The following is a 22949-nucleotide window of genomic DNA, read 5'->3' as shown; positions in this document are numbered from 1 at the left end:
TTCTGTAACGATAGCTATCAAATGAGGCGATTCCCCCCTTGCCCGGATCAGAATTTACCATCGCGGACCGCATTCAGAGCGGCTTGGACAATCTGACCCGAGCAGAGCGGCAACTTGCGCATTCGATCCTGGAAAACTACCCCGCCAGCGGGCTTGGGCCGTTGTCCGCGCTGGCCAAGGACGCCGACGTGTCTGGCCCGACAGTGCTGCGCATGGTGCAAAAGCTGGGCTTCAAGGGGTATCCCGATTTTCAGGCCGCGTTACGTGAAGAGTTGCGTGCCAAGGCCAGAAACCCGATTGCCAAACACGACACATGGACAGAAGGCGCCCCATCGGGCCATGTGCTGAACCGGATCACCGATGCGGTCATCGACAACATTCGCCATTCGTTGGCACAGATCGAACCGGCGGCGTTTGACGACGCCTGCGCGCTGATCTCCGAAACCGACCGCACGGTCTATATCGTAGGCGGGCGGATATCCCACACGATTGCTGAATATCTCTATCTGCACATGCAGGTGATCCGCCCCGGCGTCATCCACGTTCAATCGACCTCCAACACCTGGCCGCATTACCTTTTGGACCTTGAGGAAGGCGATGTGGTGGTGATTTTCGACGTGCGGCGGTACGAAAACAACACCCTGAAACTTGCGGAAATGGCGCATGCAAAGGGTGCCAAGATCATCCTTTTTACGGACCAGTGGCGCTCTCCGATCCATGCGCTGTCTGACATCTGTTTCAGCAGCCGCATCGTCGTGCCGTCGGCCTGGGATTCCGCCGTCATGCCGATGCTGCTGATCGAAACGATGATCTCTGCCGTGCAGGACCTGTGCTGGTCTGACACCCGGACCCGAATGGAAGCGTTGGAGGATATGTTCGACCAGACCAAGCTTTTCCGAAAATTCACCTGACGGCGGTGCCCTTCCAGGTATTGTAACTTCAGCGTTCAACGGGTGGCCGCAGCGCTTTCGCATTTTTGAAGAGCCAGCCCGGTCCGGCGGCGATCCAGCTTGCGCCAGAAAGGTGCCAACACGGGTCAGACACTCATTGGTTTGCTCTGTGACAGTGTCGCCATCCCCAACCTGTCCACATAGATACGCAGCACCATTTTGCTTGCCAATCTTGCTCATGCGGGGGGCCTGTTTGCATCCGATCGATCATGGCGTTTCCTCACTTTCTTCATCCTATGTCAGGGCAACGATTTCGCTGAATGTGACAGGCTATAGTGGCAGACGTATTGGATCGTATCGTGTTTCATCTGGCGAAATCTTGTTTGTGTCGGACAGGATTTGCGTCGCTGACAATCCACAATACCGGCCCTGACAGAGGGCCATACCGACGTGGCCCAATGTGTCGGAATCGTTTGGGCCGTAACATCCCAAACCTGCTATACGCCGGATGTCGCCCGCTGCGACTTCTTCGAACCGAAAGATGATCATCTCGTCCTGCGATACTAAAGCGGCCGAAAAAGGGGCATGGCCCGGTCGATGAAAGGGCGTGCTGCGCGTTCCGTTCCCAATTGTCTTTGGAGCGGTCTGGCCTCAGCGTCGCCGCCATATTGTGTTATCGGGCCCAGATCATGGACGACCTCACGTGCTGCAATCCCGCCCAAAATGGCGGCGGCCTTTCCGGCACCGATCCCGGCCCCATCGCCAGCAATAAACACAGTGCCAACGGCTGAGAAAAAGTTCGCAGGTCAGAATGCGCATCAGCCTTGGTGGTGTTGGTTACGATGCAGGACGCCACCGCGCTGACACCATCCAAGTGCGTTGTATATTGGAATATGTCAGGCGTAGTGGCGGAGGCTCAGGGATTCGAACCCTGGGAGGACTTTCACCCTCGTCGGTTTTCAAGACCGGTGCATTCGACCACTCTGCCAAGCCTCCGCAGCCCGCCCCTCCTAAAGCGCCAAAGTTGATTCGGCAAATGGGCAAATGCATTCAGCCAAAATTTTATTTCATATCAGCCGCTCCGAGGGGAAATCTGCCGATCCGCCAAGGTCGGCCTTTTCAGGTGCGGCCATGCAGGTTAGAGTGCAAAAAAGCCCCTCTTGAAGGGGATGTTCAGACGTGCCGGAACAACCGGTAAAACAGGCCCTTTCACTCTGGGCACGCAGGCAAGGACGACAAACATGAGCAGGCCAACAAACCCCATGCGCATTCCGCACCGGGCAGTGACAATGCTAACAGGTGCTGCACTTTCGCTGAGCCTTCTGGCGGGATGTGATGAAAACGGCAAGTTTGCCATGCCCTTGCCCAAAGCCGGTGCCAAATCCAGCACAGCCGCCACCGCCAAATCCACCACGCTGGTTGAGCGTGACGTGGAAGCGCCCGACGTGTTTTCGGTCACCGATCAAGGCTTGTGGGATGGCCGCCCCTCCCTTGGCGGTGTCTGGGTTGCGCATCCCGATGTCACCGATCCAGAGCGGGTGATCATCCGCAACGAGGCGAATGGCAAGTTCGTGATTGGCGCGCTTTTCCGCCGGGAACGTGACCTGCCGGGCCCCAAGCTTCAGATTTCGTCTGATGCGGCTGCGGCGCTCGACGTTCTGGCCGGCGCTCCGGCACCGCTGAACGTCACCGCCCTGCGCCGTGAAGAGGCAGACGCGCCCGCCCCGGAAGACACTGCTGTTGAGGGCACCGTTGCCGGCCCTGCCGAGATCACAGAAACAGCGCTTGATCCAATTGCATCCGCAGGTGCCGCGATTGAAGAGGCCGACCCCACCCCCGTGGCCGCCGCGGCAGAAGCAGCACAGCCAGCCGCCCCTGCACCGCGCGCGCCCGCCTCCAATCTGTCAAAACCCTATGTCCAGCTGGGTATTTTCAGCGTTGAAACCAACGCCGAACGCACTGCCAAACAAATGCGCGGCGCAGGTATGGTGCCATCCGTCAGGCGCAGTGAGATCAACGGCAAGGCGTTTTGGCGTGTCCTGGTTGGCCCGGCGACAAGCGCCTCTGAACTTGATAACCTGATCAAAGCGATCAAGGCTGAAGGCTTCTCTGATGCCTACGCCGTTGCAAATTGACCTGATTTAGGAGCATCTTGACCCAATGATCCGCCATATTTCTGCCTGTCTGGCGCTGATCCTGTTCAGCCTGCCCGCCCTCGCGTTTGAGACCCGCGCCACTGCGGCTTACGTTCTTGATCAAACAACCGGAACTGTCTTGTTGGCCAAGAATGCCGACACGCCTCTGCCGCCCGCGTCCATGTCAAAACTGATGACGCTTTACATGGCGTTTGAGGCGATCGAACGGGGCAAGGAAGATGGCGGTCTTAATCTGGTTGAGGAATTGCCGGTCTCTCAACACGCCATGTCCTATGGCGGTTCGTCGATGTTCTTAAGGTCCGGAGAGCGCGTCAAGGTCGAGGATCTTTTGCGGGGGATCATCGTATTGTCTGGCAATGATGCCTGTGCCGTGATCGCCGAAGCGCTGTCGCCTGACGGGACCGAATACGGCTTTGCCCGTCTGATGACCCAACGCGCACAGCAACTCGGCATGACCAGTTCGACATTCGCCAATTCAAACGGGTGGCCACAAGCGGGGCACCTGATGTCAGTGCGCGATCTGGCGCTGCTGGCGAACCGCATCATCACTGACTTTCCGCAATTCTATCCGCTGTTCGCTGAGACCGAATTTGAATTCGACAACCGGGTCCCCAGCAACAAGTCAAACCGTAATCCGCTGTTAACGCTGGGTATTGGCGCAGATGGATTAAAGACCGGCCACACAAGCGAGGCGGGTTATGGCCTTGTCGGCTCTGCCAAGCAAGGTGACCGGCGGGTGATCTTTGTCCTGTCCGGCCTCGACAGCGTTGCCGCCCGTGCGCAGGAATCTGAATCCATCGTCAATTGGGCGTTCCGGCAATTCTCGCAGCGGTCACTGGGCAAAGCCGGCACGCAATTGGCCGAGGCCCCGGTGTCGATGGGCATGGCCCAGACGGTCGGTCTGGAACTGAAGGAAGAATTGTCGGTCCTCGCGCCGGTCGCAGGGGGGCAGGAAATGCAGGCCGAGGTGATCTACAAAGGTCCCTTTCGTGCGCCCATTTCCAAGGGCGATGAATTGGCTGAACTGGTTCTGACCCGTGAAGGTCTGTCTGAAGTCCGGGTCCCGCTGGTTGCCTCAGAGGCGGTCGGCCCCGGTGGATTTATGGTCAAGATGACCGCCGCCGCACGCCATCTTTTGGCGCGCCTCAACGCGGGGCCGCAGGACGCGTCGTGACCGCCAATGACGCTCTAAAGGGCATGTTTATCAGTTTTGAAGGCATCGACGGGTCGGGCAAGTCCACCCAGGCGCACCTGTTGGCTGACCATCTGCGTGCCCAGGGGCGTGAGGTCGTGCTGACGCGCGAACCGGGTGGTTCGCCGGGTGCCGAAGAAATCCGTGCGTTGGTCTTGCAAGGCGACCCGAACCGTTGGTCGGCAGAGACCGAAATCCTGCTGTTCACGGCCGCACGCCGCGATCATCTGGAACGCACCATTCGCCCGGCTTTGGCGGCAGGCAAAGTGGTGATCTGCGACCGCTTTGCCGATTCCACACGCATGTATCAGGGATTGTCCCGCGGCAATCTGCGCCAGACGGTGGACACCCTGCATGACCTGATGATCGGGGTTGAACCCGACCTGACGATCCTGATCGACATGAACCCCAAAAAGGGGCTGTCACGTGCGTTGTCACGGCAGACGGCAGAAGAACGGTTTGAGGGATTTGGCGAGGCATTGCAGGCCAAGATGCGCGCCGGTTTTCTGGCGCTGGCCGAAGAATTCACAGATCGGTTTGTGGTCATTGACGGCGGACGGAGTGTTGAGGACGTAGCGGCGGATGTGGTCCAAGCCTTGGGCTGAGCGGGGCCCTTGTGGAGTGCGCCTTTGAAACGACTGCATCGCGGCAAATTAAGATTGCCAAGACCCACAATGCGGGACAATCCAGCTGTTCGCTGCAGTGGGACTATTTCTAGATAATTCCGTAACACCCTGAGCAACGGTGCTAAAGACGCATTATTGTGTCTCGCATGTTTTCCATTGGCCTCTGAGTAGCGAATGCCGGGGGTGTTGAAGGTGTGAAGTCGTATTGTTCCAAAGGCTTACAATAGTAGATTACAAAGACAGATATTATTGACCGCTATTGCTGCTTCGCAAGGCATGATAGGGTGCTGTACCAAAGACCTGTAGAAAGAGACAAAAAGGCAATCGGCCCGCCCTGAATGGGAACGAGGTATTTTATGCGCGTATTGGTTTCTCTGTTTATTTTATGCGCAAGTATGGCGAGCGCCGCGCCGGATTGCGAAGAAGCTGCGCAGGCGCAATCACAAGGTCTTGTGGCGTATGAACTGCCAGCAGATCTGGCGATAATCTCCGGGCAAGAAGCCGCCGCTGCCATCCCGAAACGAGACTTGACGATCTCTCCAAGACCACGGCTGCGCCCTTGCAGGTCTCGCCAGATCGAAATCGGGCGAGAAAAGATGTTTGAACGCGGCGCTGTGTGTAGCGACTGGACCATTATCGGTGAAAACCGCAAGCCCTTTTCGGGGAAGTTACGGGGATGCGGCATTGCCGAGCCTGTACGCATCAGAGCTGTGTCTGATGTCTTGCTCAGCCAGTTGGCGACGATGGATTGCAGGACGGCCATTACACTGAAGACCTGGCTGGAGAACACGGCAAAACCGGCCTTTGCGGATCAGGGAGGTGGTCTGAAGGGATTGCGTCTGTCCGGCCATTATGCCTGCAGGAAACAGAACAATCGGTCCCGCGGGCGTCTTTCCGAACATGCCAAGGGTCGCGCGGTTGATATCTCGTCCTTCATACTGATGGATGGCACCGTGATTACCGTGCGCGACGGCTGGGCGAACAAAGAGACAAACGCAGTTATGCGTGAGCTGCACACAGGGGCCTGCGGTTTATTCGGCACGGTGCTTGGCCCCGACGCCGACCGCTATCACAAAGATCATTTCCATTTTGATACGGCGCGTCGGCGCAGCGGATCTTATTGCCGTTAGCGACCTCGCCCTGTTCCGGCACCAGTATGCCAGCATTTCCTGTATCCTCGACCTCCTTGGCAGAGACCTTGCTCAAATGAATGCCAGTTCTGGGCTCAAACCTGCCATCCCCACAGCCATCGAACCCGCAATCTCACCTCTCTCCATCTTCCCTCTCTGCCCAAACATGGTACACCGCATATCATGAGCGATGATGCCCCCCAACCTGACCGCGTCGACGGTGCCCTGCACCCGCGCGAAACCGAGCGCCTGATTGGGCAGGAGGCGGCCGAGGCTGCGTTTCTGGCGGCGTTCAATGCGGGCAAGCTGCATCATGCATGGATGCTAACCGGGCCGCGCGGCGTGGGCAAAGCGACGCTCGCGTGGCGCATTGCACGGTTCCTGCTGGCAACGCCGGACCCCGATGAGGGCGGCATGTTTGCGGCCCCCACACCCGGCACGCTGGACATTGCCCCCGATCACCCGGTTGCCCGGCGTATTGCATCGGGTGGTGAAGGTGGCCTCAAGGCGGTCACGCGCAGCATCAACCCTGACACCAAGCGCATGCGCAAGCAGATCGTGGTGGATGACATTCGGGCGCTGAACGGGTTTTTCCAGATGTCCGCAGCCGATGGTGGTCGCCGCGTGGTGATCATTGATGATGCCGACGAGATGAACGTGAACGCGGCCAATGCGCTCTTGAAGATGCTCGAAGAACCGCCTGCGCGGGCCACGCTTTTGTTGCTCAGCCATCAGCCCTCGGGCCTTTTGCCGACGATCCGGTCGCGCTGCCGGGTTCTGCGCATGGGCACATTGGATGCTGATCAGATGGCCGATGCGCTGGCCGCCTCCGGTGTCGCGATCGAGGGCGATCCGGGCGCGCTGGCGGAGCTTTCCGGCGGATCGGTGGGCGGTGCGTTGCGCCTGTTGCTGATGGGGGGGCTGAAAATCTATGCTGAACTGGTGGCGCTGATGGCGTCCCTGCCCCGCATGGACCGCGCCCGCGCCATCAAGCTGGCCGAAGCCGCCGCCCAGCGCGGTGCTGAGGAAAAGCTGGCGTTGCTCTTTACCCTCATTGATCTGTTGCTGGCGCGGCTTGCGCGCACCGGGGCCACCGGCACACCACCCGCAGTCGAGGCCGCACCGGGCGAAGCGCAATTGTTGCACCGTCTGTCACCAACTCCGGCGCAGGGCCGTGCATGGGCGGAAGTGGCGCAAGAGATATCCGCACGTGCGCAACATGGCATGGCGGTCAACCTTGACCCTGCCGCACTGGTCCTAGATACCCTGTTCAAGATGGGCGACACCGCGCCCCGCTAGCGCAGATACCGGGACAGGCATGACCAACCCACCACAGATCACAGACAGCCATTGCCACCTCGATTTCCCCGATTTCGAAGGTCAGTTGCCCGACATCATCGACCGCGCCGCCGCCGTCGGTGTGACCCGCATGGTCACGATCTGCACAAAGCTCAAGAACGAACCCGCTGTCCGCGCCATTGCAGAGGCGCACGCGCCGGTTTTCTATGCTGCAGGCACCCATCCGATGTCCGCCGCGTCAGAGCCACTGGCCCGCACCGATGAATTGATCGCGCTTGCCCGCCATCCAAAAATGGTCGGGATTGGCGAGACCGGACTTGATTATTACTACACCGCCGAATCTGCTGATGTTCAGCAACACTCCCTGCGCATCCACATTGATGCTGCCCGGCAGACGGCGCTGCCGCTGATCATCCATGCCCGCGCGGCGGACGATGACATGGCGCGCATCCTGACCGAGGAACATGCAAACGGCGCGTTTGCCTGCGTGATGCATTGTTTTTCCTCCTCCTCTGCATTGGCACAGACCGCCCTTGATCTTGGGTTCTACCTGTCGATGTCCGGCATTACGGCATTTCCGAAATCCGGCGACTTGCGTGACATCTTTGCCGCCGCACCGCTTGATCGGATACTGGTTGAAACCGATGCGCCCTACCTTGCGCCACCCCCGCACCGGGGCAAACGGAATGAGCCCGGTTACACGGCACATACCGCGCGCAAGGCGGCCGAGACATTTGGCATGGACTACGCCGATTTTGCGGCCCAAACGCAGGAAAACTTTGATCGCCTGTTTACCAAGGTCGCGCACTACAGGGCCGCAGCCTGATGGCAGAGATGCGTGTCACCATATTGGGCTGCGGGTCTTCGGGTGGGGTGCCGCGGCTGGGCGGTCATTGGGGGGCTTGCGACCCGACCGAGCCCAAAAACCGCCGTGGTCGCTGTTCGCTGCTGGTTGAGCGGGTCACGCCGGAAGGCACCACCACCGTGTTGATTGACACTTCGCCCGACATGCGCAACCAACTGCTTGATGCAGGTGTTGGGCGGCTTGATGCGGTGATCTATACCCACGCGCATGCGGACCATGTGCATGGGCTGGATGATCTGCGGATGATTGTCATCAATATGCGCGCGCGCCTGCCGGTCTGGGCCGACGCCCCAACCCGCGCCGCCCTTTTTGCGCGGTTCGGCTATGCTTTTGTGACCCCAAAAGGGTCAATGTACCCGCCCATTCTGGACATGAATGACATCACCGGGGATGTGTCGATTGACGGACCCGGCGGCACCCTCACCTTTACCCCGTTCTTGGTGAAACATGGGGGCATGGACGCGCTGGGATTTCGGATGAACGACGTCGCGTATCTGCCTGATGTGGCGTCTATTCCGGATGATGTCTGGCCGCATCTCGACAATCTGACCTGTTGGATTGTGGACGCCCTGCGCCGGGATCCGCATCCGACCCACAGCCATTTGGCCCAGACACTTGAGTGGATCGAAAAGGTGGCACCCCGCAAGGCGGTGCTGACCAACATGCACAATGATCTGGACTATGCGACCCTTGTCGCTGAGACACCCGACCATATCGAACCCGCTTATGACGGGATGACGCTGACTTTCCCGCTTCCCGTGACGTTTCAATCGGCCGGATAACCGCCGCGCGCGCCTCTGTACGCCTGCCCTTTCACCCCAACCACAGGTCCCGATTTGCAAACGCTCCTTGATGTCATCCTGCCGGTCTTTTTGGTCATTGGCTTTGGCTATGTCGCGGTCTGGCGGGGTCTGTTCCCGATAACGGGCATCGACGGGGTGATGAAGTTCACCCAGAATTTCGCCATCCCCTGCCTGCTGTTTCAAGCCATCGCCCGGCTGGATCTGTCTGCGTCATTCGATCCGCGCCTGATGTTTAGTTTCTACACAGGTGCCGCTTTGTGTTTCGCGCTTGGTATCTTTGGCGCACGGCTGCTTTTTAAGCGCGATTGGGAAGACTGCGTGGCCATCGGTTTTTGCTGTCTCTTTTCCAACTCGATCCTGTTGGGTCTGCCGATCACTGAACGCGCCTATGGGCCGGATGCGATGGCGGGCAACTTTGCCATCGTCGCGTTTCACGCGCCGTTTTGCTATGGTCTGGGCATTACGGTGATGGAATTTGTGCGCAACCGGGGCCAAACCGGCCTGTCGCTGGTGCGCAATGTCAGCCGCGCGATGTTTCGCAATGCGCTGGTGATCGGCATCCTGCTGGGCTTTGCCGTCAATCTGACAGGCCTGCCCATTCCCGGTGTTGTTGATGATGCGCTGTCGCTGATCGTGCGGGCCGCCTTGCCTGCGGCACTTTTTGCGCTTGGTGGCGTGCTGATCCAGTACAAGCCTGAGGGCGATATTAAAGCCATTGCGATGGTCTGCATCATCGCGCTGTTGGTGCATCCGGCACTTGTCTGGACCTTTGGCACCACCCTTGATCTGCCCCAGGATGCGTTTCGGTCCGGGGTGCTGACGGCGGCAATGGCACCGGGGTTCAACGCCTATATTTTTGCCAATATGTATGGCCGCGCGCGCCGGGTGGCGGCAACATCGGTGCTGATCGCGACGGCCAGTTCAATCCTGACCGTCTGGTTCTGGTTGATCGTGCTGGCCTAGCGGGTCGTCAACCCTATTGTTTTTGCTCACTTCCTTCTTGTTCTATGACGCACAATAGCGTTGTATTTGATTGAAATGCCGATCCACGTCGTCGTTGGAGGGGAATATGACCGCGTCAGTGTTTTTGATAGGCTTTGCACAGGGCTGGCTGGTGTTGGGCGCGGCTGTTGCCATCGCTTTTGTGCTTTTCGGGATGGATATCATTGACGAAGATGCACGTGGCGCACTGACGTTCAGACCACTGATCGTGCCGGGCGTGATCCTGATCTGGCCGCTTGTGTTGTGGCGCTGGTGGGAATTGGCACATGGGAGCGACAATTGGCATCTGCGCCATAAACCACCGCGTCAGGCGCACGCGGTTGTGGTGGCTGTGATGGCCGTCGTTGTGACCCTGACGCTTGGCAGCGCCTATGCACTGCGCCAGACATGGCCCGCGGATGTGCCCGCAGTCCGCCTTACCCCCGCCGCGGAGGTCACCCAGTGAGCGTCAAATACGTCCCCGTTCAATGGAACCGGAACAAATACATCTATGATGCGATCCTGATTGTCGGGATCATGGCGTTCCTGTGGATCTTTGTGAACCTGACCCCCGGTATTCTGGACCATGAGCGCGCCATCACGGGACAGATTCACAACGCCCGCGCCTTTGGGGCCTGTGCGTTTTTCATGATGACAGCGATCCTGACGATCGGGCCACTTGCACGGCTCGACACGCGGTTCTTGCCCCTGCTCTACAACCGCCGCCATTTTGGCGTTCTGACGGTTTTCGTCGCGATCACCCATGCCGGCTTTATCCTCAACTGGTACTTTGTTGGCGGGCCGATGGACAAATATCTGGCCCTTCTGGCATCGAACACCGGATATGGACGACTGCTTGGCTTCCCGTTCGAGGCATTCGGGATCTTTTCCCTGCTCTGCCTGATGATACTGGCGGCGACCAGCCATGATTTCTGGATGAAATTCCTGACCCCACGGGTCTGGAAATCGCTGCATTACCTGATCTATCCGGCCTATGCGTCCGTGATGGCGCATATCGCCTTCGGGGTCCTGCAAGATCAGACCAATCCGGTTTTCGGAATTATCGTGGTGATATGTGTCGCTGTTACGACCCTGCTGCATCTTGCCGCCGCCTGGGCCGAACGCACACGGCTGGACCCGGTGGCAACCGCCGCAGAGGCTTCGTGGGAAACCATCTGTGCATTGGGCGACATCGCCCAAAACCATGCCCGCGTTGCACGTCTTTCGAATGGTGAAAGAGTGGCGGTTTTCCGCAATCACGACACCCTTTCCGCCATTTCGAACGCCTGCGCGCACCAGAATGGCCCGCTGGGCGAAGGCAAGATCATCAATTGCCTTGTGACCTGCCCATGGCACGGGTTTCAATACGATGTCACCAACGGCAGGTCGCCCGCCCCTTTTACTGAAAAAGTACCAACCTACCGGGTGCGCGTGGTCAACGGGCAGGTGCAGGTTGATCCCGACGCCAACCCGCCCGGCACCTTTGTCGAACCCTATGCGCTGTCGGGAGACACGACATGAAGCTCCCCAAAAAGCCATTTTTCATTGGGTACCTGCCTGTCCCGACGGCTCTTAAGGGGTTCCTGATCGGTGTCATGGCGCTCTTTGTTGTGCTGATGGGGGCGATGGGTCTGGTTGTGGGGGCGACACAGGATGACCCCGGTTCGGGGGCGTTCCGATTTGACTATGGCGCGCAGACGGTGACTGGCATTGTGCAAAACGCGCCCTACCCCACACTATATGTCACGCAAGGCAACGACCGTATCAAAGCGGGCCACACACTGATGCTGGCAGGTGCCGCAAAACGCGGTGCCCAGCGCCGCACCGCGCCGCACGAAGGGCAATCGGCTGTGGTGACAGGTATCGTTCTGGAGCGTGGATCAATCGATATGCTTCAGGTCCGCAGCGTCAAAGCGGGCGACCAAGATCCGGCACCCGTACCCTCGCAAGATTTGGGCGTCTGGCGGCTGACAGGTGAGATCTGTGATGGCAAATGCCTTGCCGGGGCAATGCGTCCGGGTCGGGGCCTGGCACATAAAGCCTGCGCCAATCTGTGTCTGCTGGGCGGTGTTCCACCCGTCTTCGTGTCCTCGCAGCCGGTGGAGGGCACTGAATTCCTGATGATCGGTGACAGCGGCGGTGGCGCGGTGAGCCCTTTGATGCTGGATTACGTCGGTGTTTACATCTCTGTCGAAGGTCAGGTTGTGCGCCGTGGCGATCTGCTGCTGTTTCTGGTCGATGACACAACCATAAAAGTGCTGTGATGATAGCCCGCTTTTTAAATATCCTGTTGGTCTTTGTCGCGGCACTGGCGCTGCTTTATATCTCACGGTTTTGGCCGCTTGAACTTTGGGCGCGCAACGGGGCAATGGCCGAACTTGGCCTGCGCCCGCAAGGGGGGCTTTTGCAGGTCTGGCTGAGCGGCACCAATCTTGCTGCGTTTGAGCTGGTGATCTGGGCATTCATCGTTTTCATAACGCTGAGTTTGCTCGAAAAGATTGCCGGCCCGGCCACCTGAGGCTCCCCGCTCAGGGTCCGCTAAATTTCTCATCATTTTTTCAGAGCAAACATGATCCGACAAATCTGCACCCATGGAAATCGGCAAACAACCTGCGGGATAACCGGAATTTGGCCGTATTGCGGACTTCCTGTGAACAATGGGTACATATTCACCCCATAGTTTCCCGTAATGAGGGTAAATTAATCACCCGGTATTGGTGTATTTGCGTGTGCAAAAAAAATAAATTCAACCAATTCCAGAACTCACTCCCGTTGGGCTAGAAAGAGGAACGAGATTTAAACCAAGCTGATTTTATGCTGCAGCCCGTCTCCATCCCGTCAGGCAGCAGGGACGATTATTAATGAGTACTGACCGTGCGGCCTGCACCGCACGGTCACTTTAACACCATAAGTTGCAATCTGGTTTGAGTTATTGGAGAACAATATGCACAAGACACAGACACACGGATCTGCCAATTATCGGCACTCATCTGATGCACGTCCGCCCAACGCACCGGCCGAAACGCTGAATGCCGAGCGGATCGAACGGGTACAATCCTATCTCTATGCTGTGTTTATGGGCGTCTGTATTTCGCTGATCACGCTCCAGTTTTTTGGCTGATGCCTTAGCGCCAACCTTATTTCCACCGCATGAACGTAAATTGCGGTGACCAAAACAGCAGGGCAATGTTCTCCTGGCCCTTGCTTGGCCTGTCGGTGTTGGAGGGCACCGGCGGGCCACAAATACAGTATTTTAGTTTGTGATTTGTGAGTAGCCATGTTGCAGCCCTTTGATGACGAGCAGTTGCTCGAAAACATACGCTTGAAATTAGGTCCGGACGTCGTTGCACCGAGACCCCAACGCCCTGCGCCGGACACCCGATCCTGGACATTGCCGGGCTTTGGCGGAAAAGCACGGGTAGCAACCTCTTTCGGAAACCTACCGATCGAAGCGCTGCGTCTTCGCGACCCTGTGAGAACGCAGTCTGGTAAGTACCTGAAAGTACAGTGGATTGACAAAATCCAGCTTGATGCCAAGTTCCTGTCCCTGCATCCAAAATCAAACCCGATTGTGATCCCGAGGGCATCACTTGATCGGCAGCTTCCGATCAGTGATGTCTTGGTGTCGCCAGTGCAGACCCTTAAGCTGCCCCGACACACAAGCGGCACATCCACAGCTTATGCTGAATCACTTGTCGGGCGGGGCTATATCGCCAGAAAGCCGCAGAATGGGTTCACCTATTATCTGTTCCATTGCGGCGAACCTGCCTGTGTCAATATTGAAGGTCTGTGGTTTGACGTGTCACCTGAGTGATCAGAGCTGACCACCAGCATCCCCGTCTTGCCAGCGTCCCCCCACGAATCGCCAACCTTCCTGTGATGACCTGACGGACGTTGGGTCGGACCCCAACCGCAAGCATCATATACTCAAATGAGGCTGAGCGCCCTGTTTCGCCGTGCCGGCAGACCTTGGAATTGGATCGGCCTGCCCTCTACCCTAGTTTGTCTCCACCGGCGCAACAATCAAAGGCATCCGTGCAAACTGTCAGCGGTTGTGACTGTAAACAAATCACCCGTTAATAGTGAATTTGCATCCTCAAATTTTTTAAATTCAACCAATTGGAACGACTCAGGCTGAAGTGCATATTCAACCATAGAAGGTAAACGGTTATGGCCACGATCTTCGGTTAATTTCTGGCCCCGCGTCATTGTCGTTTCATCCCCGTGGGACAATGACGCGAAAGCATTCTTAACGAGTACAGGCCGCGCCGGGAAACCAGCGCGGCCTTTTTTCGCCCAATCGTGTAACGAGTGAAGTGTGAACCAGTCATGCCAAGGCAAATTTTCAGAGAGCCAGGAGTTTTTCAACTTCTAGAAAAATTATCAGAACATGAAGCCGCCGAGCGCAGAGCCAGACGGCGAAGTGTGGCCTATCGGGTTCTGGCCGGTGCCTGCATCATTTTCGTTAGTTTTTCAGCGCTTTCTTAAGTGATGCTCACATGGGGTTTGGCAAATTTTGTGGAATGCCGGTTAGGCCTCCTGCTTAATCAGCCGTCGACAACAGCCTAAATATGGCATTCCGAAATAGTGTTGCAGGTGAGAGGAGAAACCTCGAACCAACCAGGCCTCAAGTGGCCGAAGGTGGCAGGCAAAAAAAGTGGTGCGGGTGAAGGGACTCGAACCCCCACGCCATAGGCGCCAGAACCTAAATCTGGTGCGTCTACCAATTCCGCCACACCCGCACGCATCGCCTAGGCGATTGACGGTCCTCGTATCAAACACGCGCGGGCTTGGCGAGGGTAAAAAATCAGGACATTGAAAGGTAAACTTCATGTGTTGCGGATGACCTAGGGGATGTTACGACACCAGCTATACACTCAGATGCCGGAACACTTTCGGCAATTCTTCGGGCAGATCCTCGGCAATCAGGCCGGGACCAAAGCTGCGGGCGCATTCGACGTGCAGCCATGCGGCGACCTCGGCCATGGAAAACACTTCTGACGCAAGGGGCGCACCCGCCAGCCCCGCGATCATGCCGGCCAGAACATCACCCGCTCCGGCCGTGGCAAGCCACGGGGCGGCGCGATCGTACGCCGCCGCGTGCACCGCTGCCCCGCCGCCCGGTTCGGCGATGACGGTGTCGGCTCCTTTCAGCAAAACAACGCAACCTGCGCGTTCGGCTGCCTGCCGCGTTACGTCGATCTTTGATGCGCCTTGGCGCAGCGCCTGCGCGAGATCGGGAAATAATCGGTCAAATTCACCTAAATGTGGTGTCAGGACCGTGCGCCCGTAGGTCTGTTCAAACAAGGTATCGGGACAATCGGCAAAGCTGCTGAGCGCGTCGGCGTCCAGAACGACCACCGGATCGCGCCAGTCGCGCGCCGTGGCGCGGCGGGCCAGAACGGCACCCACCATTGCGCGCGTGTTTTCGGACACGCCAAGTCCCGGGCCAAGGCAAAAACCAGTCACCCTGTCGTCGGCAACCTCGCCCAGCGCCGCAGGATCACGCAGCGCACGCAGCATGATGGCGTTCAGATGGCAGGCGTTTTCTTGCAAGGCGGCGGGCGGGCACAGGACGGTCACCAACCCGGCACCGACGCGCAATGCCGCGCGCGCTGCCATCCGTCCTGCCCCACCCCGACCGACGCCCCCCGCAAAGACCATGATATGACCGCGGTCATATTTATGGGTCGCCGGTCCAGATCGCCCCATTTGGTCGTTTGGCCACATCCGTTGTGGCAACGGCCTGCCCAGAAAGACCGGCTCAACCAGACGCGCGCGTTCAGTATCTGGCGGCGTGCCGATGCTGACCCGCTCTTGCGCTTCGCCGTAAAGCCCGATGTCCACGAGGCGCAATGCGCCGCATAGTGTAGGACCGAGGGACAGATAATGGCCCGGTTTCGGGCTGTGAAAGGTGACCGTCAGATCGGCAGAGTTCAGCGTTTTGGGCCAGGCGTCAAAATCGGGATCATCGGGAGAGCCGTTGAATGGAATAAAACCTGTATCAAGATTGAGGCCCGAAGGGCAATCGACTGCAACTGTTTTGATCCGGTGGCTCTTGGCCCATCCTGCCCTGCCCCCTTGGTTCAAGACCTGTGCGACCTCGTCCGGCAAGGCGCGCGTCAAACCGATGCCAAACACCGCGTCCACGACAATATCCGGTCGGGCCACCTTGAACACATTTTCCGCATGCAACAGGCGGACTTCACCCAATTCCGCCCATCGCTTGAGGTTGGTTTCAGCATCCTGCGGCAGCTTTTCCGCATCCCCGTATAGAAACACCTCAACCTCCCAACCCCACTCCTTCAACAACCGCGCCACCACGAACCCGTCACCACCGTTATTCCCCGGCCCGCACAGCACCACAGCCCGGTGCGAGGTCGCGGCCAGTTCCGGCCATTCCTCAAACACCGCCTCGACCACGCCGCGCCCTGCCCGCTCCATCAGCTCCAGCCCGGTTACGGCACCCGATGCAATTGCGGTCTGTTCGATCTGGCGCATCTGGGCGGCGGTCAGCAGTTCGGTCATCTCAACTCTCGATTCAATTGTGCGTAATTATTAGGCGGTTCGATGAATTTTAAGGCGCGCTAGAATAAATTGCACCGTCTTCCGACCCCAGACTAGCCCGATCCATAGACCCTGCCCATCCAAAATGAAATGACGCCCTCAACGCGCGCAAATATTTGGAGGACCCTCATGAAAAAGATCGAAGCGATCATCAAACCGTTCAAACTGGACGAAGTGAAAGAGGCCCTTCAGGATGTTGGCGTTCAGGGTCTGTCGGTCATTGAGGTCAAAGGTTTTGGCCGCCAAAAGGGCCACACTGAGCTCTACCGGGGGGCCGAATACGTTGTTGATTTCCTGCCCAAGGTAAAAGTTGAAGTGGTGCTGGACGACGATCAGGTCGATGCCGCCATCGAAGCCATTGTAGATGCTGCCAAAACCGAAAAAATCGGCGATGGCAAAATCTTTGTCTCCACAATCGAACAAACAATCCGCATCCGGACCGGCGAAACCGGGTCGGACGCGCTGTAATCATCACCACATCACCACGACATTCCAAGCAGAGGACAAAACTCATGGACAACAAAGCGTTCCTGAAAAAGATCAAAGACGAGGACATCGAATATGTCGATATCCGTTTCACTGACACACGCGGCAAGCTGCAGCATGTGACCGTGGTGAATGATCTGGTAGACGAAGATTTCCTTGAAGAGGGGTTCATGTTTGACGGCTCTTCCATCGCCGGATGGAAAAGCATTGAAGCCTCAGACATGAAGCTGATGCCCGATGTGGAAAGTGCCTATGTCGATCCGTTCTATGCCGAAAAAACCATCTGTGTGCATTGTTCGATTGTTGAACCTGACACCGGCGAATCCTACGAGCGTGACCCCCGCGGCACGGCCGAAAAAGCAGAGGCCTATCTGAAATCCTCTGGCATCGGTGATGCCGCCTATTTCGGTCCTGAGGCCGAATTTTTCCTCTTTGATGATGTAAAATTTTCAAATTCAATCAATAAGGTATCCTACGAAGTTGATGCATCCGATGCATCCTGGAACACCGACACAGACTACGAAATGGGCAACATGGGCCACCGCCCCGGCCTCAAGGGCGGCTATTTCCCGGTCAACCCGGTGGACGAAGCTCAGGACCTGCGCGCCGAAATGCTGTCCACGATGAAACGTCTTGGCATGAAGGTCGACAAGCATCACCACGAGGTTGCGTCGTGCCAGCACGAGCTTGGTTTGATCTTTGGCACGCTGACCACGCAGGCTGATGAAATTCAGAAGTACAAATACGTGATCCACAACGTCGCACATGCGTACGGCAAGTCCGCGACATTCATGCCTAAGCCGATCTATGGCGACAACGGGTCAGGCATGCACGTGAACATGTCGATCTGGAAAGACGGCAAGCCGTTGTTTGCAGGCGATAAATACGCCGACCTTAGCCAAGAGGCATTGTGGTTCATCGGTGGCATCCTGACGCACGCCAAATCGCTGAACGCCTTCACCAACCCGACCACCAACAGCTACAAACGCCTGATTCCAGGCTTTGAGGCCCCCGTGCTGCGCGCCTATTCCGCACGCAACCGCTCGGGCTGTGTGCGTATTCCGTGGACAGAAAGCCCCAAGGCCAAGCGCGTCGAGGCCCGGTTCCCGGATCCGGCGGCAAACCCATACCTGTGCTTCTCTGCCCTGCTGATGGCAGGCCTTGACGGCATCAAGAACAAGATTGATCCCGGCGAAGCCATGGACAAGAACCTCTATGATCTGCCCGCCGAAGAACTGGCCGGGATCCCGACGGTCTGCGGTTCCCTGCGCGAAGCAATGGAGGAATTGCAAACGGATATGGATTACCTGCTTGCAGGCGACGTATTCACCAAGGATCAGATCGAAGGCTATATCGCGCTGAAGATGGAAGAAGTTCACAAGTACGAGCACACGCCGCACCCCGTCGAGTTTGGCATGTACTACAGCTGCTGATCAAAAATTCGGGTCAGAAACGACCGCTGGTCATCACAGGGCATCCTTTCGGGGGTGCCCTTTTTCGTTAAATATCAGGGTGATCCAAAATGCCCCACCCGCGCCCAATTTTGGCCCCTATTATTGGTGAGATTGGCCCCAGTACTCCAGTAGGTGGAAATTAACGATGGCCGTGTCTACAACTACTTTCGAACAACGCATCGCGCGCATCAACAAGGCGCAGGAAGCTACTTTTGCAGGTACAGCCAAGAAATCCGGTGGACGCGCCCGTTCGAAAAGCTCCATCTTTACGTTTCCATTTTTTGTTGGCGTTACCATCCTGACGGGCGGCGCAGCTTACGCCTGGGCCGCAACAACACCCGAATATCAGTGGGTCCTCGCCTTCGCAGGCTAACCGCGCCCCGCCTGCACGAAAATCCTGCGCTATCACGTCACCCCTCACATCTGTCTAGTCTTTGCACCTTGCAGAATTCGCGCTAAGGTTCGGGAAATTTTGTCCCGTCCTTTGTGAGGTTTTAGATGCGCCAAATTAAATCTTTCATCATTTCATTATCCCTGACGGCCGCCCTTGCCGTGCCTGCCTATGCGGCCCCATGTGGCAACAGCGGTGGCGGGTTCAACGCCTGGAAAGCTGCCTTTGCGGCTGAGGCAAAAGCGGCAGGTGTCAAACAGCGCGGTCTTGATGCGCTGGCGTCGGCATCCTATGCAAGCAGCACCATCGCGGCTGATCGCAATCAGAAAGGCGTGCGTTATGCGCTGAATGATTTCATCCGCATCCGGCTCGGCTCGCTTGATGGATTTGCCGCATCGGCGCGCAAACGCAAGGCGCGCAACGCTGGGTTCTACCAGTCCCTTGAAAACCGCTATGGGGTGCCTGCGGGCGTGCTGCTTGCCATCCATGGCATGGAAACAGGCTTTGGCAGGAACATGGGCAACAGTGCCGTCGTGCCCGCCATCCTGACGCTGGCGTATGACTGTCGGCGGTCGTCCTTGTTCACACCCCATGCGATTGGTGCCCTGATGCTTGTCGATCGCGGGACCATCACCGCCAATACCAAAGGGGCGAAACATGGTGAGTTGGGACATACCCAATTCCTGCCCGGCAATGCATTACGTTACGGTGTCGATGCAAACGGCGATGGTCGTGTGGATCTCTACAACGAAGCGGATGCATTGGCATCCACCGCCAATTACCTGCGTCAAAAGGGCTGGAAACCGGGGGCCGGATACCAGGAGGGCCAGACGAACTTCCGTGTCCTGAACCAATGGAACGCCGCGACCGTCTATCAAAAGGCGATTGCGCTCGCCGCTGCACGCATCGACAGTTAACCTCTTGGATGCGGCTGATCTCGGGCGCACCCACCCTGCTTCTTTTCGCCAAAAATACTCAAAAGCCACAGCTGCCCTGCGCACCGCACATCGCGTCTTGCACGTGCCCTTTGCTGCTCCTATGTCATGGCGCAAGGGTCAGGCCCCTGCCGTCCGCAATTCGGTGAAGCCCTGAAACGAACAACACACCAATCTCTCGCAGATTGTTGGGCAACGCGGACCCCCTTCACGCCTTTGCGAGAATAGGAGTGTTTGAAATGAATTATCCCGTCCCACCCCGTGACATCTTGAAATCACAGGCAAAACGCCTGCGTGGTGACATGGCCGCGCGTGGTCAGATCATGAGCCATGCCGAAGCGCTGGAAACCATCGCCCACCAATGGGGCGCGCGCGACTGGAACACCATCGCCGCACAGGCCCGCAACGATCACGCGAGTTTCACCCCCGGCCAAACCGTGTCTGGCCGATATCTGGGCCATCCGTTCACCGGTCAGGTCAAAGCCGCACGCATATCGGCAAACGGCTTCTGGGCGCTTACCTTGCGCTTTGACACGGCGATTGACGTTGTCACCTCCACGCATTTCAGCTCGTTCCGCCGACAGGTGAACACGACGGTGAACCCCGGTGGGGTCTCGCCACAAAAGACCTCAGACGGCCAGCCTCACATGGTGCTGGATATGCCATGAACAACGATGAGCAGGCAGGGACATCGGTCAAACCTCCGCCAAGGGCAGTTGTCCTTGGCGGGTATGGTCTGATTGGCGCGGCCTGTCTGCGCGCATTGAAATCCGCCGGGTTTACGGTGACTGGCGTGGGGCGCGACGCAGATGCGGCGCGGCGCGTCGACCCTAATGGCGATTGGCTGATCCGCGATATCGCCAGGACGACCGCTGCCGATTGGGCGCACGATCTGGCGGGCATCGATGTGGTGGTGAATGCGTCGGGCGCGTTGCAGGATGGCGCGCGGGATGATCTTACGGCGATCCACGAGGGTGCGATCAAGGCGCTCATCGACGGGCTTGGCGATCAGAAAACGCGTTTCATTCAAATTTCGGCTGTAGGTGTGGCGCTGGATGCCCCAACGGCCTTTATGTCCACCAAGGCCCGTGGCGACGCGAACCTAATGAACAGCACGCTTGACTGGATCATTCTGCGCCCGACACTTGTGCTGGGCCGCGCCGCTTATGGCGGCACGGCGTTGCTGCGCGCTGCCGCTGCGATGCCGCTCATTGGTTTTCAGGTGTTGCCTGACACCCCGGTTCAAACCATCGCCCTTGATGATCTGGCCGCAGCCGTTGTGCAGGCCGCGCGCGGCGATATTCCACCTGGCACGCTTGCGGATGTGACATCAGCAGATGTGCACACCTTTGCCAGCCTCACCAATAAGATACGCGGCTGGCTGGGGTTTGCCCCATGGCGGTTCACCATCACCGTGCCGCAGCCCCTGCTGACCCTCACAGGAAAAATCGCCGACGGATTGGGCTGGCTCGGCTGGCGTTCCCCTTTTCGCTCAACCGCACTTAACGTCCTGGCAGACGGGATAAAAGGCGATCCTGCTGCCTGGCACGCCGCCGGTGGGGCTGCCTGCCGGTCCTTGGATCAAACCCTGCGCGACATGCCCGCAACCCTGCAAGACCGTTGGTTTTCACGGCTTTTTCTGCTGCTGCCTGTGGCAATTGCCACATTGTCCCTGTTCTGGATGTTGTCCGGACTCATTGGTCTTGCCCGCACAGGGCCCGCCATCGAGGTTCTCACGTCGCGCGGCATCGACGCCGGTGTCGCATCTTTTGCGGTCATCGGCGGCGGCGTGATTGATGTGGCCCTTGGCACCGCCATTCTGTTTCGCCGCTACGCGCGCCGCGCCTGTGGGGCGATGATCGCCGTTTCGCTTGGCTATCTGGCCGCTGGCACCCTGTTGACACCCGACATCTGGGTCGATCCGCTTGGCCCCTTTGTCAAAGTCCTGCCGGGCATTGTGCTGGCCGGCATGGTCATGGCGCTGATGGACGACCGATGATCCACGATCTGTTGCTCTTTGCCCATGTGATTGGTGCTGCCGTGTTGCTGGGCACCGGCGCGGGCATCGCGTTTTTCATGTTTTCAAGCCAGCGCAGCCAAAACCCGGCGTTGATTGCCCATGTCGCAGGGATTGTGGTGGTGGCCGATTGGCTCTTCACCGCAACCGCCGCTGTCGCCCAACCGATCACCGGGTATTTCCTTGCACAAGCTGCCGGATGGCCGCTGACCTCGGGTTGGTTGGCCTGGGCACTGCTGCTTTATGTCTTTGTCGGGGTCTTTTGGCTGCCTGTGATCTGGATACAGAAACAATTGCGTGATCTGGCCCAAACCGCTGCGGCCCAGGGCGCACCCCTGCCCCCGCGCTTTCATCGTCTCTATCGCATCTGGTTCGCCTGCGGTTTTCCCGCCTTTGCCGCGGTGCTGGCCATCCTCTGGCTGATGATCACCAAACCTACGTTCTAGGCACCCCGCACCACCCAGGTGTGAATGGTGAAAATCACCGCGTCACTCTTGGGCAACCGCAAAATACATTGCCGTTCAGAGCGCTGAAAAACCCGTGGCCGATCATCGGCAATCCGACGTGGCTGATGCAGGTCCGGCTCTGCATAGGATAATCTGTTGAACCGCCACAGCGGCCGCCCCACCCGCACCCCATCAAACAACCGCTGGACCCGCCGCGCGATGTTGTCGTCATATTCAACCACCGTGTCGTGAATACCGACCAAGGGCCGCCCGGCTTTGTCCGCCAATCGCCAATTGGCCGGGAAACACAGCACCGCACCGGTCAGCACATGTTCTTCGCCGTGCTTTTGCAGGACACAAATATCTTCCTGCACCAGATGCCCCAGCGTCCAAAGCGGTGCCGACCAATCCAATGCGACGCGCCGTCCATCTGGGGTCGTCACCTGCTCTTCGCCAACCTCAAACCCCAGCCCCGGCAACAGCAACAACGCCTCTGACAGCACTTCGCACGCTGCCTCCACCGCAGGCGGATCACACCACAAAACCGCCTCAGGACGATCGGCGATCAACTCCGCCCGATACGCCATCTGCGCAGCATAGACCTCATCCACCCGCAGCCAGTCATCTGCCGCACAGGGACCAACGCCGGGCAACTCTGCCGCGCCTCTTTGCGCTTCCGGCAGCGTATCTTGCAAAATCATCATCCCTCAA

24 protein-coding genes, 2 tRNA genes and 1 pseudogene are annotated in these 22949 nt (G+C 58.1%); 22 read left to right on the top strand and 5 right to left on the bottom strand.

Annotation, left to right across the window (positions count from 1 at the left end):
- The first annotated feature begins 38 nt into the window (after positions 1-38).
- Positions 39-911, top strand: coding sequence for a MurR/RpiR family transcriptional regulator (locus C1J02_RS08555; RefSeq protein ID WP_114878187.1), 873 nt, complete (start codon positions 39-41; stop codon positions 909-911).
- A 78-nt stretch (positions 912-989) separates the two neighbouring features.
- Here C1J02_RS08555 and C1J02_RS21155 read toward each other — a convergent pair.
- Positions 990-1161, bottom strand: a pseudogene (locus C1J02_RS21155) (RidA family protein); the annotation flags it as partial.
- Between the two features lie 635 nt (positions 1162-1796).
- Positions 1797-1886 (bottom strand) — tRNA-Ser (locus C1J02_RS08540).
- 359 nt (positions 1887-2245) lie between these two features.
- On the opposite strand from C1J02_RS08540, the gene C1J02_RS08535 reads away from it, so the two are divergent.
- The 14 genes from C1J02_RS08535 (at position 2246) to C1J02_RS08475 (ending at position 13756) form a co-directional block, all read left to right on the top strand.
- Positions 2246-3025: an SPOR domain-containing protein gene (locus C1J02_RS08535; protein ID WP_254693280.1), complete on the top strand. Its 780-nt coding sequence runs from the start codon at positions 2246-2248 to the stop codon at positions 3023-3025.
- 25 nt (positions 3026-3050) lie between these two features.
- Positions 3051-4220, top strand: coding sequence for a D-alanyl-D-alanine carboxypeptidase family protein (locus C1J02_RS08530; RefSeq protein WP_114878184.1), 1170 nt, complete (start codon positions 3051-3053; stop codon positions 4218-4220).
- A 23-nt stretch (positions 4221-4243) separates the two neighbouring features.
- Positions 4244-4843 carry a dTMP kinase gene (gene tmk, locus C1J02_RS08525; protein WP_114878183.1) on the top strand — a complete coding sequence of 200 codons (600 nt, stop codon included), beginning with the start codon at positions 4244-4246 and terminating at the stop codon, positions 4841-4843.
- Between the two features lie 416 nt (positions 4844-5259).
- Positions 5260-5994 (top strand): extensin family protein, encoded by a 735-nt coding sequence (locus C1J02_RS08520; protein WP_254693244.1) that lies wholly within the window; start codon positions 5260-5262, stop codon positions 5992-5994.
- A 183-nt stretch (positions 5995-6177) separates the two neighbouring features.
- Positions 6178-7293 (top strand): DNA polymerase III subunit delta', encoded by a 1116-nt coding sequence (locus C1J02_RS08515; protein WP_114878181.1) that lies wholly within the window; start codon positions 6178-6180, stop codon positions 7291-7293.
- A gap of 19 nt (positions 7294-7312) precedes the next feature.
- A complete protein-coding gene (locus tag C1J02_RS08510) occupies positions 7313-8119 on the top strand; it encodes a TatD family hydrolase (protein WP_114878180.1) in 807 nt (268 codons plus the stop codon).
- Positions 8119-8940 carry an MBL fold metallo-hydrolase gene (locus tag C1J02_RS08505; protein WP_114878179.1) on the top strand — a complete coding sequence of 274 codons (822 nt, stop codon included), beginning with the start codon at positions 8119-8121 and terminating at the stop codon, positions 8938-8940. The genes C1J02_RS08510 and C1J02_RS08505 overlap by 1 nt, the downstream gene beginning before the upstream one ends.
- A 54-nt stretch (positions 8941-8994) precedes the next feature.
- Positions 8995-9924: an AEC family transporter gene (locus C1J02_RS08500; protein ID WP_114878178.1), complete on the top strand. Its 930-nt coding sequence runs from the start codon at positions 8995-8997 to the stop codon at positions 9922-9924.
- Between the two features lie 106 nt (positions 9925-10030).
- Positions 10031-10408, top strand: a complete 378-nt coding sequence (locus C1J02_RS21050; RefSeq protein WP_205389887.1) for a hypothetical protein — start codon at positions 10031-10033, stop codon at positions 10406-10408.
- Complete coding sequence (locus C1J02_RS08490; protein ID WP_114878177.1) at positions 10405-11463, top strand: Rieske 2Fe-2S domain-containing protein; 1059 nt, start codon at positions 10405-10407, stop codon at positions 11461-11463. Before C1J02_RS21050 ends, C1J02_RS08490 begins: the two co-directional genes overlap by 4 nt.
- A complete protein-coding gene (locus C1J02_RS08485) occupies positions 11460-12206 on the top strand; it encodes a hypothetical protein (protein WP_254693243.1) in 747 nt (248 codons plus the stop codon). The genes C1J02_RS08490 and C1J02_RS08485 overlap by 4 nt, the downstream gene beginning before the upstream one ends.
- Positions 12206-12460 (top strand): hypothetical protein, encoded by a 255-nt coding sequence (locus C1J02_RS08480; RefSeq protein ID WP_114878176.1) that lies wholly within the window; start codon positions 12206-12208, stop codon positions 12458-12460. The genes C1J02_RS08485 and C1J02_RS08480 overlap by 1 nt, the downstream gene beginning before the upstream one ends.
- 426 nt (positions 12461-12886) lie before the next feature.
- Positions 12887-13063, top strand: coding sequence for a hypothetical protein (locus C1J02_RS20855; protein ID WP_162798282.1), 177 nt, complete (start codon positions 12887-12889; stop codon positions 13061-13063).
- Between the two features lie 156 nt (positions 13064-13219).
- A complete protein-coding gene (locus C1J02_RS08475; RefSeq protein ID WP_114878175.1) occupies positions 13220-13756 on the top strand; it encodes a Hint domain-containing protein in 537 nt (178 codons plus the stop codon).
- An 844-nt stretch (positions 13757-14600) separates the two neighbouring features.
- On the opposite strand, the gene C1J02_RS08470 is transcribed toward C1J02_RS08475, so the two are convergent.
- Positions 14601-14684: transfer RNA gene (locus tag C1J02_RS08470), tRNA-Leu, on the bottom strand.
- Between the two features lie 127 nt (positions 14685-14811).
- The gene (locus C1J02_RS08465) at positions 14812-16470 is read right to left on the bottom strand and encodes an NAD(P)H-hydrate dehydratase (RefSeq protein ID WP_114878174.1); all 1659 of its coding nucleotides are present in this window, start codon (positions 16468-16470) and stop codon (positions 14812-14814) included.
- Positions 16471-16638: 168 nt separating this feature from the next.
- Between C1J02_RS08465 and C1J02_RS08460 the strand changes: the two genes are divergently transcribed.
- From C1J02_RS08460 to C1J02_RS08430, 7 genes are all read left to right on the top strand, one after another.
- Positions 16639-16977: a P-II family nitrogen regulator gene (locus C1J02_RS08460; RefSeq protein ID WP_114878173.1), complete on the top strand. Its 339-nt coding sequence runs from the start codon at positions 16639-16641 to the stop codon at positions 16975-16977.
- A 44-nt stretch (positions 16978-17021) separates the two neighbouring features.
- Positions 17022-18428: a type I glutamate--ammonia ligase gene (gene glnA / locus C1J02_RS08455; RefSeq protein ID WP_114878172.1), complete on the top strand. Its 1407-nt coding sequence runs from the start codon at positions 17022-17024 to the stop codon at positions 18426-18428.
- Between the two features lie 166 nt (positions 18429-18594).
- The gene (locus C1J02_RS08450) at positions 18595-18822 is read left to right on the top strand and encodes a hypothetical protein (RefSeq protein WP_114878171.1); all 228 of its coding nucleotides are present in this window, start codon (positions 18595-18597) and stop codon (positions 18820-18822) included.
- 125 nt (positions 18823-18947) lie between these two features.
- Positions 18948-19757, top strand: coding sequence for a lytic transglycosylase domain-containing protein (locus tag C1J02_RS08445; protein WP_114878170.1), 810 nt, complete (start codon positions 18948-18950; stop codon positions 19755-19757).
- A gap of 257 nt (positions 19758-20014) precedes the next feature.
- Entirely contained in the window at positions 20015-20443 is a 429-nt protein-coding gene (locus C1J02_RS08440; protein WP_114878169.1) for a glyoxalase superfamily protein, read from the top strand.
- Positions 20440-21774 carry an SDR family oxidoreductase gene (locus C1J02_RS08435; RefSeq protein WP_114878168.1) on the top strand — a complete coding sequence of 445 codons (1335 nt, stop codon included), beginning with the start codon at positions 20440-20442 and terminating at the stop codon, positions 21772-21774. The genes C1J02_RS08440 and C1J02_RS08435 overlap by 4 nt, the downstream gene beginning before the upstream one ends.
- Positions 21771-22238 (top strand): DUF2269 domain-containing protein, encoded by a 468-nt coding sequence (locus C1J02_RS08430; RefSeq protein ID WP_114878167.1) that lies wholly within the window; start codon positions 21771-21773, stop codon positions 22236-22238. Before C1J02_RS08435 ends, C1J02_RS08430 begins: the two co-directional genes overlap by 4 nt.
- Here C1J02_RS08430 and C1J02_RS08425 read toward each other — a convergent pair.
- Positions 22235-22942: a DUF3445 domain-containing protein gene (locus C1J02_RS08425; protein WP_114878166.1), complete on the bottom strand. Its 708-nt coding sequence runs from the start codon at positions 22940-22942 to the stop codon at positions 22235-22237. The two genes, C1J02_RS08430 and C1J02_RS08425, sit on opposite strands and share 4 nt — an antisense overlap.
- Positions 22943-22949 lie beyond the last annotated feature (7 nt).

Origin of the sequence: Sulfitobacter sp. SK011 (assembly GCF_003352065.1) — a bacterium.
In the GTDB taxonomy this organism is placed as follows: domain Bacteria; phylum Pseudomonadota; class Alphaproteobacteria; order Rhodobacterales; family Rhodobacteraceae; genus Sulfitobacter.
The sequence above is the reverse complement of the archived record's forward strand: the minus strand, read 5'-3'. Positions and strand labels throughout refer to the sequence as shown.